12 protein-coding genes, 1 tRNA gene and 1 pseudogene are annotated in these 14044 nt (G+C 34.4%); 7 read left to right on the top strand and 7 right to left on the bottom strand.

Translation table 11 applies throughout. From position 1 onward, the window contains the following. Positions 1-6: 6 nt before the first annotated feature. The 6 genes from ACKJXD_RS03170 to gpt form a co-directional block, all read right to left on the bottom strand. Complete coding sequence (locus ACKJXD_RS03170) at positions 7-537, bottom strand: hypothetical protein (RefSeq protein WP_430875503.1); 531 nt, start codon at positions 535-537, stop codon at positions 7-9. 192 nt (positions 538-729) lie between these two features. Further along, a complete protein-coding gene (locus ACKJXD_RS03165) occupies positions 730-1149 on the bottom strand; it encodes a hypothetical protein (RefSeq protein WP_430875502.1) in 420 nt (139 codons plus the stop codon). A gap of 37 nt (positions 1150-1186) precedes the next feature. Beyond that, positions 1187-1477, bottom strand: a complete 291-nt coding sequence (locus tag ACKJXD_RS03160) for a hypothetical protein (protein WP_430875501.1) — start codon at positions 1475-1477, stop codon at positions 1187-1189. 428 nt (positions 1478-1905) lie between these two features. Beyond that, positions 1906-3024, bottom strand: coding sequence for a glutamate 5-kinase (proB, locus tag ACKJXD_RS03155; RefSeq protein WP_430875500.1), 1119 nt, complete (start codon positions 3022-3024; stop codon positions 1906-1908). 24 nt (positions 3025-3048) lie between these two features. After that, positions 3049-4305, bottom strand: a complete 1257-nt coding sequence (gene frsA / locus ACKJXD_RS03150) for an esterase FrsA (RefSeq protein ID WP_430875499.1) — start codon at positions 4303-4305, stop codon at positions 3049-3051. Between the two features lie 30 nt (positions 4306-4335). Next, positions 4336-4869: a xanthine phosphoribosyltransferase gene (gene gpt, locus ACKJXD_RS03145; RefSeq protein ID WP_220217131.1), complete on the bottom strand. Its 534-nt coding sequence runs from the start codon at positions 4867-4869 to the stop codon at positions 4336-4338. A gap of 150 nt (positions 4870-5019) precedes the next feature. Between gpt and ACKJXD_RS03140 the strand changes: the two genes are divergently transcribed. The 6 genes and pseudogenes from ACKJXD_RS03140 (at position 5020) to serC (ending at position 12819) form a co-directional block, all read left to right on the top strand. Continuing rightward, a complete protein-coding gene (locus tag ACKJXD_RS03140; RefSeq protein ID WP_267378789.1) occupies positions 5020-6483 on the top strand; it encodes an aminoacyl-histidine dipeptidase in 1464 nt (487 codons plus the stop codon). Between the two features lie 182 nt (positions 6484-6665). After that, entirely contained in the window at positions 6666-7676 is a 1011-nt protein-coding gene (argC, locus tag ACKJXD_RS03135; protein ID WP_267359836.1) for an N-acetyl-gamma-glutamyl-phosphate reductase, read from the top strand. Between the two features lie 71 nt (positions 7677-7747). Next, positions 7748-8527, top strand: coding sequence for an acetylglutamate kinase (argB, locus tag ACKJXD_RS03130; RefSeq protein WP_430875498.1), 780 nt, complete (start codon positions 7748-7750; stop codon positions 8525-8527). Positions 8528-8648: 121 nt separating this feature from the next. Further along, positions 8649-9866, top strand: a pseudogene (locus ACKJXD_RS03125) (argininosuccinate synthase); the annotation flags it as partial. A gap of 291 nt (positions 9867-10157) precedes the next feature. Then, positions 10158-11534 (top strand): argininosuccinate lyase, encoded by a 1377-nt coding sequence (gene argH / locus ACKJXD_RS03120; protein ID WP_430875497.1) that lies wholly within the window; start codon positions 10158-10160, stop codon positions 11532-11534. Between the two features lie 199 nt (positions 11535-11733). Next, positions 11734-12819 (top strand): 3-phosphoserine/phosphohydroxythreonine transaminase, encoded by a 1086-nt coding sequence (gene serC / locus ACKJXD_RS03115; RefSeq protein WP_430875496.1) that lies wholly within the window; start codon positions 11734-11736, stop codon positions 12817-12819. Between the two features lie 53 nt (positions 12820-12872). Here the strand turns inward: serC and ACKJXD_RS03110 are convergent, their stop codons facing one another. Continuing rightward, entirely contained in the window at positions 12873-13232 is a 360-nt protein-coding gene (locus ACKJXD_RS03110) for a DUF4156 domain-containing protein (protein ID WP_065557704.1), read from the bottom strand. A 221-nt stretch (positions 13233-13453) separates the two neighbouring features. Between ACKJXD_RS03110 and ACKJXD_RS03105 the strand changes: the two genes are divergently transcribed. Then, positions 13454-13530: transfer RNA gene (locus ACKJXD_RS03105), tRNA-Ile, on the top strand. Positions 13531-14044: the final 514 nt, after the last annotated feature.

The following is a 14044-nucleotide window of genomic DNA, read 5'->3' as shown; positions in this document are numbered from 1 at the left end:
AGACCTTTAAAGATTACTTTTTAAACTTTGCTTTATAAGCTCAATTTTTTGCAAAAACAATTGTTTTTCATCGTCTAACATCATATCAAGATCAACTGAGTAAAGTTGAGCTTGATTATTAACAAAATGATGAATGATTATTTCATTGCGATTTATATTATCAACATCAATAATATTTTTAAATAAGATACAACTCATTTTGTTTTTATTTGAACTATTAATAAAAATATAAACTATAAAAAACAGGGTAAAGAGTAATAAATCGATTAATCTAAACCTATTATCATTAATTGTTATAAATGTATCACCTAAAATAATATATTTTTCCGTCCAGCGTAATAGTAAATAAATTATCATTAAAATAATGATATAACCAAATTGTAGGGATATTTTTATAAATGGTGCAACCAAAAAGAAAATGACATATAACGCAATCAAAATTATGATAAAAGTTTTAATATATCGACGTCGGTAGAATATTATATCTTTTCCATCTTTTTGCCAATTTTCACGATAACTATCGATTTGAATACTCATTTGATATAACCTTATTTGATTATTTTTATAGAAAATTAAACTAAAAATAATGCTAACAATATACTCTATTTATACAATTTTTTTGAGAGTCAATGAAAAAAGGAAAGATAACTAAATATTCTGATATAGTGATTGGAATATAATTAATTTTTCCAGCAAAGAATGGTTGTTCTTTACTGGAAAGCATTTATTTTATACTTCTTTATCTTTGAAAATGGTATGTAAAGTCTCTAAAAACTCTTGTCTGTCATCTTTTTTTAGCACTTGTAAAGATATTTTCAAAGTTGATTCTTCACCAGTTATTTTATTACAATAATCTATAAACACTTTTTTGGGGTCATATCTAACTGATTTTACTTCATCAAAAAGCACACTTGTTTTTCCTCTTGCAATTCCTGGTTGATGAGAAATGAAGTCTTTATCTATAATGACATATTCCATAAAATATTGTACAATCAGTAAAGTTAAAACTATTATGAATATAACAGTATTAAACCATAGCTCTGGGGCAATGCTTAGTAAAAAAAACATAGCAATTAAGATAAATATAATGCGGAATATAACTAAGTTTCGTGCATAAAAGTATTTTATATTTTGATCTTTGGTTTCCATTTAGTATCCTCCTTTTCTAATAATATCCTTATTAATCCTAAATATTGCGTCGTTCATCTAAAGATTTGTCAACCCCTTGATCAGCAATCTTTTTACCACCGAATACACCTATTAATCCTAAAGGAATGAAAAAAATACTGCCAATAATGATTAAAGTACCACTTAATTTTTTATTGCTTCCGGTTAGAAATATCCCGATTGTGCTGATTGTTGCAAATATTAATGCTACAGGTGTAAAAGTCCTATATAAATCATTAAACTCCCCATTTAATGCAATTATTAATGTTCCTAACCAATTCACTATTAATCCTGCTATAGCTAATCCCATAATTTTATTTCCTTATTGTAATTATCTGATAATCATATCATTCCGATTTACGGTGACTGATCCATATTTATAGCGAATAATCTGGCAAATTTTTTGTGAGTGTTGCCCTGCATTCTGTCTTAATATATCGCAGCTATAAAAGCTCACAAAACGAGCAACATTTTCTATTAATTTATTATAATTATCAATAAGTTTCAAAAAATTCTTCTCTATATTGATAATACATCTAAGTGATAGTGCACGGTTATCGGGCTTGTTTTCTTAACTTTTTCGATTTTAGAGGTGGTAATCAATTTCAATACAAAATTTTATAGTCTTTTAATATAATCTATCTTCTTTATCACTAAATATGCAGTGTAAGATATTCAAAAAGTCAGTTTTAGTTTTATTTATTAAATTAATTATAGAGAGGCTAAATGTGAAATATTTTATATGTTTAATTTAATAATCATATCATTTCGATGAACGGCAACTGAACCATATTCATAGCCAATAATTTGGCTAATTTCCAATGAGTGATGTCCTGCGATCTGTTGTAGTGCATCGCTATTATAACGACTGACTCCTCGGGCAATGGATTTGCCTGATTTATCGCATATATCAACCACTTCACCACGTGAAAAGGTTTGTGCAACTTTTGTAATTCCTTTTGGTAAAAGCGAACTACCATTATTTAAAATTGCATTCACTGCACCGTCATCTAATATAAGTTTGCCTGCTATCGGTGCACCAAATATCCAATGTTTGCGATGTTCTAATGGTGTTTTTTGAGCAAGAAAACGGGTGCCAACCGATTTATTATTCATGATATCGATAATTACATTGGGTCTGTTTCCTGCCGCTATCACAACTTCGATACCGGCACTTCCTGCGACTTCGGCAGCTTGTATTTTTGTGCACATTCCACCGGTACCTAACCCTGAAACACTATCGCCTGCGATACTACGCAAATGATCGTCGATCTGTTCGATTTCTGAAATTAATTTAGCGTTTTTATCTGATCTAGGATCGGCAGTATATAAACCTTCAATATCAGTTAATAAAATAAGTTTATCGGCTTCTGCTAAAATAGCCGCAAGTGCAGATAAATTATCATTATCGCCAACTTTAATTTCTGCTGTTGCTACCGCATCATTTTCATTGATAACGGGTACAATTTGGTTATCCAGCATCGCTTTTAACACATCTTGAGCATTTAAGAATCTTTCACGATCTTCTAAATCTGCACGTGTTAATAGCATTTGACCAATGTAAATTTTATAAATTGAAAACAGTTGTTCCCAAAGTTGGATGAGTTTACTTTGACCAACAGAAGCAAGTAATTGTTTTGATGCAACCGTATTAGGTAGGTTAGGGTAGTTTAAATACTCTCGTCCGGCAGCAATCGCACCTGACGTTACAATAATAACTTTATGACCTTCTTGATGTAAGATTGCACATTGTCGTATTAATTCTACTATCCGTGCACGATCTAGCTGTTTTGTCCCACTTGTTAATACGCTTGTACCCAATTTAACCACGACAACTTGCTGTTTTATGTTAGTCATAACAATACTCATTTTATACTGGTATTACAAAATAGACTTCATCCATGTTACTGATTGTGTTAATGCTTGATGTAAACTTTTTTGTAATGGTGTTTTTGGAATAGTGATAATTTTATTTTGCTTGGCTGAATGAATAAGTTTTGCTTCAGTTAAGGTACTAAGCACATCATTTTCGAAAATAATATTCATCACAGGAACTGGGCAAGCTCGAGTTAAAAGACCCTGATTTTTTAGTGAGAAATAATTTAATTCGGCGGCTAATTGTTGGTTGGATATTAGCGGTAATCCCAAACGGCTAGCTAGCATATCTTTGTAGCTATTAGGTAGATTCTTTTGTAGTTCTTTATCAGTGAAAATTTGATGAACAAAAGGTGTAAAATTAAATAATCCTTTTATTTTATTTGGCATCAAATAGGTTAATCGTGTTGCAATATGCGAACCAAAACGAAAACCTGCCACAATTAAACGATTATTATCCACCCAAGGCACGGTAGAAAGTTGCTCAATAATGGCTTGATGAATCTGACTACTATTTTGAGTTAAAGTGAAGTTACGACTGTATCCAACACTGGGTAAATCCACAGTTAACATCGCAATGCCTTGCGGTGCTAAATATTCACTAAAATATCGATAAAAATCAATTTGCAAATTACCAAGTGCATTACAGATCACAACGACAGGGCAAGTACCTTCAGTTTTAGGTAAATGAAGTAGCGTTTTGACATTCCGATCATCAACTTTGAATTCAAGTTCTTTAATCTTATAAGGGGAATAATTGAGTCCTTTTGTATAAGCTTGATATGCACATGTTTGGGCATACATCGCTAACTCGTCATTTTTAAAATGAGGATAGCTTGCAATACTTGCATATTCGCTTGCAATCAAATAAAAAGTATTTAGGTTTTTTTTATCGTCTTCGCTTAAATTGGTGGGATCGATAGCATCGGCTTTTGCTGACCATTCAGCAGCTTGATTCAAAAATTCGTAAATCCAATTACCAGGTTGATAACCAATAACTGAATCTAACCATTTATCATTGGTGTGTTTTTTAGTTGAAGCAGCAATTCGTGATAAAACTGCTTCAACTTCAAGCTTTGGCAAACCACGCCAAAACCACAAAATGGGATTGATAATTCTATACCATCTTGAATCTAGGTCGCCGTCTAACGGACTAATACTACTACCGTCACTGTAATCAATACGATTAATAAGCCCCGAAGTTTCTGGATAATCATATTGCTGTTTAAATATTTGTTCTGATAGATTTTTAGTCGCTGACATAACAGCCAATTATCCCTTATGGTAGATTAATTATTCATGATCACTAATTGGTTTAACAAACATGACACCGGTATCCCAAGGCTGTTCAATCCAAGTATCTTGTTCAATATCTACAACATAATCATCAACAAGAGGTTTACCAGCCGGTTTTGCAAAAATAGTGACAAATCGTGCTTTAGGATACATATCACGAATGGTGTGAGCGGTGTTACCGGTATCAACTAAATCATCAACAACAATAAAACCTTCACCATCACCGTTAGCTTGTTTAAGAATCAGTTTTTCACGCTGATGATCATGATCATAGCTTGAAATACAGACAGTATCAACATAACGAATGCTTAATTCTCGAGCAAGAATCGCAGCTGGTACTAAACCACCACGGCTTACTGCAATAATGCCTTTCCATTGATTTGCGGGTAATAAACGTTTTGAAAGTTGACGTCCATAGGCTTGTAACATTTCCCAGGTAACGTTGAATTTTTCTTTTTCAGCGATGATTTCAGCTTTATGCTGTTTTTTAGCTTTAATTTCTTCTTCAGTTAAATTTTGTTCTATTGACATGAGTAACTCGCAATTTTAATCGAATGTGTAAATATAATAAATTAATATTAATGGACTAAAAATAGATGTAAAATTGCACCTTATTATAGAGCGATTACACAAAAAAAACCACTCATTAATTAATTACTCACTTAATATTGAGGATATATTATGCTTTCCACATTAGAGCCAAAATTTACTTGGCAGATTTTTAATGATATTTGTAAAATTCCACATCCTTCACATCATGAACAAATGATAACTAAATATATTGTTGATTTTGCCAATTCTCATCATATTGCTTATCAAATCGATAAAGCAGGGAATATTTTGCTAACAAAACCAGCAACCAAAGGTTTGGAACATTGTCCTTCAATTGCATTACAAGCCCATATGGATATGGTTCCTCAAAAAAATGAAGGCACAGTACACGATTTTTTGACTGATCCTATTCAAGCTTATGTTGACGGTGAATGGGTCAAAGCTAAAGGAACAACTTTAGGAGCTGATAATGGTGTTGGGCTGGCTTCGGCATTAGCTGTTTTAATAGATCCCACTGTTGAGCATGGGCCGTTAGAAGTGCTTGTTACCACATCAGAAGAGACCGGTATGCATGGCGCATTTGGTCTTCAACCTAATTGGCTTAAAAGTAAATATTTAATTAATACCGATTCTGAAGATGAAGGTGAAATATTTACAGGATGCGCTGGAGGCGTTGATTTTACCACAACGTTCGCGATTACTTATGCTGTTATGCCTGAAAAACATGATTGTTATATGCGTATCTCATTAAAAGGTTTAAAAGGTGGGCATTCTGGGTGTGATATTCATCTTGGGCGAGGTAATGCCATTAAACTTATGGCAAGGTTTTTGGCTGAGTATGCTCAGGATTTTTCATTTCGATTGGCGGATATACAAGGTGGATCATTACGAAATGCAATCCCAAGAGAAGCATTTGCGGAAATTTCATTGAATAAACAAGATTTACCTAAGCTTGAGTCAATCATTCAGCAATACAAATCGACCTTAAAAAACGAATTAGGTAGCGTTGAACCAAATATTGAAATAAATTTGAGTGATGTTGATGAAACTAAAGTTAGACGTGTGTTAACAACCGAGCATCAAAACAAAATCATCAATTGGTTGAACTCAGCACCAAATGGTGTGGTGAGAATGAGTAATCAAATACATGGCGTCGTTGAAACATCTTTAAATTTAGGCATTGTGAATATCAAAGAGAATCAACTCTATGTAAATTTTTTAATCCGTTCACAAGTAGATTCTGCTAAAGATGCGGTTGTTTCGACCTTAATTTCATTGAGTCAATTAGTCAATGCAAATTATGAAATTAGTGGCGGTTATTCTGGTTGGGAACCGAAATTAGATTCTAGTTTGTTGCAACTTGCAAAAGACAAATATCATGAACTTTTTTCGCAAAAAGCAAAAATTATGGTAATACATGCTGGGCTAGAATGTGGTCTATTTAAGCAATCTTATCCTGATATGGATATGATTTCGATTGGGCCAACAATTGTATCTCCTCATTCTCCTGATGAAAAAGTGAATATTCAAAGCGTTCATCGTTATTGGGATCTACTTATTGCAATTTTAAAATCAGCAACACTTTTAAAATAGTATCAATTTAAAAAACCTGCGGATCGTCGTCGGCAGGTTTTTAACTGTCTTAAACATTACTTTAAATCGATAAATGAAATTAAATTCATAAAAAGTGAATAAAAATTCATTTTAGGGCTTGTGTCGGTTTAATAAATAACCTACTATATGTTCATTATTTAATAATAAATTATAGGAATGGTATGTTAAAAGCGGTTATTGTTGGAGCGAGTGGTTATGCAGGTGCAAAATTAGCCTATTACTTGACTAAACACCCACATGTTGAACTTGTTGCTTTAACGGTTTCAGAAAATAGTCAAGATGGGGGAAAGCTTATCTCAGACTATAATCTTCATCCTCAATTAAAAGGGGTGGTTGATTTACCTTTGATTGCAACCTCAGATTATTCTTTTTTAATTAATGATATCGATTTGGTATTTTTGGCAACTGAGCATGCTGTTAGTCATGCTATCGCCCCTTATTTTTTAGAGCACGACTGTACGGTTTTTGATTTGTCGGGTGCTTTTCGTGTTAATTCTTCCTCATTTTATCAAGATTTTTATGGTTTTACTCATCAACATCAACAATGGTTAGACCAAGCAATTTATGGTTTAGCCGAATGGAATTTTAAGGCAATTAAACAAGCAAAATTAATTGCCGTTCCCGGTTGTTATCCAACGGCCAGTTTGTTACCTTTAAAGCCATTAATTGAAGAAGATTTAATAGATAAATCGCAATTACCTGTCATCAATGCGGTAAGTGGAGTAAGTGGTGCAGGGCGTAAACCTTCACATAATAATTTATTTTGTGAAGTCAGCTTACATGCCTATGGATTGTTTACTCATCGTCATCAACCTGAAATTGCAACGCATCTAGGTCAAGAGGTCATTTTTACTCCTCATTTAGGATGTTTTAAACAAGGTATTCACGCAACGATAACCTGCCTTGTAAAAGCCAATGTGTCTTCTAATGATATTCTTTCAGCTTTAAATAAGTATTACAGCGATAAGCCTTTAGTTAGAGTTTATCAAAAAGATTGGCCAGCTTTAAAAGCTGTCGTTGGATTACCTTATTGTGATATAGGATTTGTTTTAAAAGGACGACATTTAATTTTAATTTCAGTGGAAGATAACTTATTAAAAGGTGCAGCAGCACAAGCTGTGCAGTGTATGAATATTCGATTTGGTTTTGATGAAACAACGGCGTTACTTTAAAAATTGGGATATTTATCGATAAATTAAGATGAATAGCGGTTAACGATAATCTAAGTTAATAGGGAATTGAAATGAAACCATTAATTATTAAGCTTGGCGGCGTACTACTCGATAATAAAGATGCACTCAATAAATTGTTTTTAGTTATTCGTGATTATAAACAGAATTTTAACCGTCCTTTAATTATTGTACACGGTGGGGGCAGTGTCGTTGATTCCTTAATGGATAGGTTATCGATCCCCGTTGTTCGTCGTAATGGATTAAGGGTCACACCGGCAGATCAAATTGATGTGATTGTTGGTAGTCTTGCTGGAAGCGCAAATACCACTTTACTCTCTGAAGCTAAAAAACAGCATATACCAAGTATAGGGCTCTGTTTAGCGGACGGTGATAGCGTCAAAGTTAAGCAGATTTCGGAAGAGCTTGGGTATGTTGGAGAAGCTCAGGTAGGGGATCCAACTTTAGTGAATCTTCTAATAAAAAACGGTTATTTGCCGATCGTAAGTTCAATTGGTATAACAGATGAAGGCCAAATGATGAATGTCAACGCAGACCATGCAGCAGTGGCGTTAGCTAAAACATTAGATGCCGATTTAATTTTGCTTTCTGATGTGATTGGCGTTTTAGATGAAAATAAACAGCGCATTGAATCATTAACTCAATCACAAGCTGATCAACTTATCGCTAATGGGGTGATTACTGACGGCATGATAGTTAAAGTTAATTCTGCATTTGAAGCTGCTAAAGCGTTAGGAAGGGGAATTGATATAGCAAGTTGGAAAGAACCGGATAAACTGATTGAATTATTTAATGGAAAATACGGTATTACGGGTACAAGAATTATTGCTTAAATAGCGATCAAATATTATATTACATCGGTTATCATTATAACTGTTTTGAGAAAAAAGTGATGTAGGTTTCAAGATTTTTTAACTTATTCGTCGATCGTCGTTCATTAAGAAAGGGTATAACATGAAAAAAAGTAGCACAAAAAAGGTCGTTTTAGCTTATTCAGGTGGTTTAGATACATCCGCTATCATTCCTTGGTTAAAAGAAAATTATGGTGGATGTGAAGTTTATGCGTTAGTGGCTAATGTCGGTCAAGATCCAAAAGAATTGAAAGATGTAGAAAAGAAAGCCAAAGCTTCTGGCGCTGTAGCATGTAAAGTGGTCGATTTACGAGAAGAATTTGTTAAAGATTATGTTTACCCAGTCTTAAAAACCGGTGCTTTATACGAAGGAACTTATTATCTTGGTACATCAATGGCACGTCCAATTATTGCTAAAGCACAAGTCGAATATGCGTTAGAAGTTGGCGCCGATACGCTTTGCCATGGTGCGACAGGTAAAGGTAATGATCAAGTCCGTTTTGAAACAACTTATACTGCGCTTGCTCCCCAATTAAAAGTGATAGCACCTTGGCGTGAGTGGGATTTACGCTCACGTGAAGCCTTAATTGACTATTTAAAAGTAAGAAAAATACCAACAACCGCAACGGTCGAAAAAATTTACAGTCGTGACGAAAATGCTTGGCACATCTCAACCGAAGGTGGCGTTCTTGAAAGTACTTGGAATCAAGCAAACGCAGATTGTTGGGCTTGGACGGTTTCTCCTGAAGATGCACCAAATAAACCTGAACTTGTGACTATTGGTATTGAAAAAGGTGAGGTAGTTTCTGTTAATGGTAAAAAACTTTCGCCTTACAACTGTGTTGCCACATTGAATAAAATTGGTGCTAAACATGGAGTAGGTCGGGTCGATATTATTGAAAATCGTTTAGTAGGAATCAAATCACGTGGTTGTTATGAAACGCCTGGTGGTACCATTATGATGACCGCTTTGCGAGGGCTTGAGCAGTTGATTTTAGATCGTGATAGTTTCAAATGGCGTGAGCAGTTAGGTCTTGAAATGGCTTATGTTGTTTATGATGGTCGTTGGTTTGCCCCTTATCGTCGCTCTATTCAAGCAGCAGCCGATGTATTAGCTGAAGATATGACAGGTGAAGTTGTGGTGAAGCTTTATAAAGGCAGTGCTACCGCAGTGCAGAAAAAATCACCGAATAGCTTATATAACGAAGAGTTTGCTACATTCGGAGAAGATGAGGTTTATGATCACAGCCATGCTGGTGGTTTTATTCGATTATTTTCTTTATCTTCACGCATTCGAGCATTGAATGAAGAAAAGAAAAAACGGCCAGCTAAAAAAGCTAAAGCTGCTACAAAAACATCTGATTCACCAAAAAAGGTAAAAACGGAGAGTAAAGCTAAAGCAGCAACCAAAGAAGTAACTAAATCTAAAACAACAAAAAAATCGGAAAAGTAATTTTTTGATATTGATCTAGATAAGTGAGATAAAAGATATATATAGGCTATGTCCTGTATATATCTCTTTTATAGTCTGTTAGCTATTTTATACAAAATAAGAACAATAAATTCAGATTGTTTAGCAATTAAAATTGATTAATAAATATTTGAGGTAGGTATGGCATTATGGGGTGGGCGTTTTAGCCAAGCAGCAGATCAAAGTTTTAAACATTTTAATGATTCTTTGCGCTTTGATTATCGTCTTGCTGAGCAAGATATTATTGGATCTATAGCTTGGTCTAAAGCATTGGTCACGGTTAGTGTCTTATCCTATGATGAGCAAAAAAAACTCGAAAAAGCCTTAAATGAATTATTAGTCAGTGTTCAACACAATCCTCATCAAATTTTAGAAAGTGATGCTGAAGATATTCACAGTTGGGTCGAACAAAAATTAATTGAAAAAGTGGGCGATCTTGGTAAAAAATTACACACAGGACGAAGTCGTAATGACCAATCTACTACCGATTTAAAATTATGGTGCAAATCTGAAATTCAACAGTTGATTTCAGCCATTAATCACTTAAGACAATCTTTAGTTAATACGGCTGAAAAGCATCAAGAGACTGTGATGCCAGGTTACACCCATTTACAACGAGCACAACCCATTACATTTGCGCATTGGTGCCTTGCTTATTATGAGATGTTAACGCGTGATGTAAGCCGTTTACAAGATACGTTAACACGTTTGGATGTGAGTCCATTAGGTAGTGGGGCACTAGCCGGTACCGCTTATCCAATGGATCGGGAGGAGCTTGCAAGCTGGTTAGGGTTTGCTCAAGCAACAAATAACAGTTTAGACGCTGTTTCTGACCGTGACCATATTCTGGAATTATTAAATAACGCTTCAATTGGTATGGTACATCTATCACGTTTTGCAGAAGATTTGATTATTTTTAATAGCGGTGAAGCTAATTTTGTTGAATTGTCTGATCGTGTTACATCGGGTTCTTCATTGATGCCTCAAAAGAAAAATCCGGATGCTTTAGAGTTAATTCGAGGAAAAGTCGGACGAGTTGTGGGGGCTTTAACTGGTGCAATGGTCACTTTTAAAGGATTACCGCTAGCTTATAACAAAGATCTACAAGAAGATAAAGAACATCTGTTTGATGCTCTAGATACATGGCTTGAATGCTTAGATATGGCCGCTTTAGTATTGGAAGATATTAAAATTAATAATGATAGATGTCGAGAAGCCGCCAAACAAGGCTATTCAAATGCGACTGAACTGGCAGATTATTTAGTTGCTAAAGGTATACCATTTCGTGAAGCCCATCATATTGTGGGTGAGGCCGTGGTCGGTGCTATCGCTAAACAAAAAGCTTTAGAAGAACTCTCATTAGAAGAACTAAAAGCGTTTAGTTCGGTAATCGACAATGATGTTTACCCAATTTTGTCTTTAGCATCGTGTCTTGCCAAACGTTGTGCAAAAGGGGGCGTATCACCAGACCAAGTAAAAATGGCGATTGAAAATGCTAAACGACAATTAGCAATTTAATTGCTCATCCCACCTGTTGAGCCAGTATTTTGCTGGCTTTTTATATTATCACTGTTTTTATTACTCAATAATCTTATCAAATATACAAAACAAATTTGACGGCGATTATTCAAAAAATCTTGATAAAAATCTGATTGTATATCTTGCCAGACAGTGTAAAAATGTATGTCTATTTTTTGAAGGATTAAAGTGAATTGCAATGAGTAAGAGTTATAACTTTAGTGCAGGTCCGGCTAAAATACCTGCTGATGTTTTACAACAAGCACAGGCTGAATTATTAAATTGGCAAAATACGGGCGCTTCGGTGATGGAATTAAGTCATCGAGGCAAAGAGTTTGATCAATGTGCGATTGAAGCAACTAATGATTTGCGTGATATTTTAAAAGTACCCAATAATTATAAAATATTATTTTGTCAGGGTGGGGCTCGCGCACAATTTGCAGCTGTTCCTTTAAACATTTTAGGGAATAAAACCAGTGCTGATTACATCAATAGTGGATATTGGAGTGAATGTGCAGCTAAAGAAGCAAAAAAATATTGCAATGTTATCGAACAAAATATTGTTATTAAACAGGCAGGAATTACATCAGTTAAACCTATGTCTGATTGGTATTTAAATAGTGATTCGGCATATGTCCATTATTGCCCAAATGAAACCATTGATGGTATCGAAATATTTGAAGAACCTAATTTTGACGATAAAATTGTAGTGGCTGATTTTTCTTCTTGTATTCTATCTCAACCTATTGATGTTAGCCGTTATGGTATCATTTATGCAGGTGCCCAAAAAAATATAGGTCCTTCAGGTATTACCATTGTTATTGTCCGAGAAGATCTTCTTGGTCATGCTAAATCTATTCTGCCTTCCGTTTTAGACTATAAAGTGTTGAACGATTACGATTCTATGTTTAATACTCCGCCAACCTTTGCTTGGTATATGTCAGGTCTAGTTTTTAAATGGATTAAAAAACTTGGCGGATTAGAAGCGATGGCAAAACGCAATCATGCTAAAGCGCAAAAACTTTATCAATTTATTGATCAGTCAGACTTTTATCGAAACACTGTGGCAAAAAATAATCGATCCATCATGAATGTAACGTTTTTATCACCCAATGAAGAGTTAGATAAAAAGTTTGTTAGTGAAGCAACGCAAGCCAATATTATTGGTATAAAAGGGCATCGTATTGCCGGTGGAATGCGAGCATCAATTTATAATGCGATGGATATTGAAGGTGTGAATTACTTAATTGAGTTTATGAAACAATTTGAAGCTCAAAATGGATAATTAAAATTTATTTTGTGAATAAAAAAGGGGAGTACTTCCCCTTTTAATCAATCTTAATTACAACGATAAACATCACCAACCATAACCGCATCAGTTGGAGCAACATCAGAGATATATTGTAATGATGCATCTTGAGCATCATATATCACATTTCCCCCCATAGCGGCAGCTTTGTTCATCAAATCAGATGCAGCATCACGTATCAGTTCGCTATGTGTTTTTGTACCAGAAAAAAATGTTCCACGACGTCCTTCTGCTTTACCTAACAGTTGGCAATTAGCCGTTGGTTTAGTATCAACAAACTGAACTTGACGCCCAGCTTGGGTAAGCTCATATTGAGAATTACTACATGCATTTAAAAATAACGCTGTAGACACTGTTAAACTAACTAATAATAATTTTTTGCAAGACATAATATTTCCTCAGCCATTAGAACAACAGAACATTAATTATAACCTAAAACATTGTAACAGGTTAATGGGTTTAAAAATATCAGTTATTAAAATCCAAAGTATCCAATAGATTAAAGATTAAGAAATAAGCAAACCGACTTAATTTATGCATTTAACTATAGCAAAATCGATTTAAGTCTATTATAATCGCAACCCTACTAACTTAGTAGCACATCACTAAAGGCCCCTTAGCTCAGTTGGTCAGAGCAGTCGACTCATAATCGATTGGTCACTGGTTCAAGTCCAGTAGGGGCCACCATTACAAGCAAGTATAACCAAAAGCATATTATAAAAATAAGTAAATTTTATTCAGTAGCGGTAAAATGGCGCTTAGTTTTTTATTTTTGCATGATTTGCACCATTCATCAACGTAGTTATGTGTCCGTTTGGCTTCTCAATCCAACTTTTCGGATTGTGTCTATAAGTCTGAATATAAATTAAAGTCGAATTATTAGCCGACTTTGGACTTAAATAGATTGCGTGGCTCATTACTTATTCCTCTTTAATATTTAACTAAGGATTAAAGGTTTTTGCTCCCTCAAAAGTTGAAGCCACCATATCGATAAAAGTTGTAGAGCGGTCGTACCTGCTTGTGATTTGCTTTTTACGGATAGGAAACTTGCCTACACTAATGTTTTTTTTTTACTGTGCGAGGATTTATGCCTGATACACGGGCAAATTCATCAACAGTGACATAAGGCGCTAAAATAGCTATTGATATTCTTGGCGTCTTAGTGCATTATTCCTAGTTAATTGTTTATATGTGTTTTTAT

The organism is Gilliamella sp. G0441 (assembly GCF_050589305.1).
Classification (GTDB): Bacteria; Pseudomonadota; Gammaproteobacteria; order Enterobacterales; family Orbaceae; genus Gilliamella.
The sequence above is the reverse complement of the archived record's forward strand: the minus strand, read 5'-3'. Positions and strand labels throughout refer to the sequence as shown.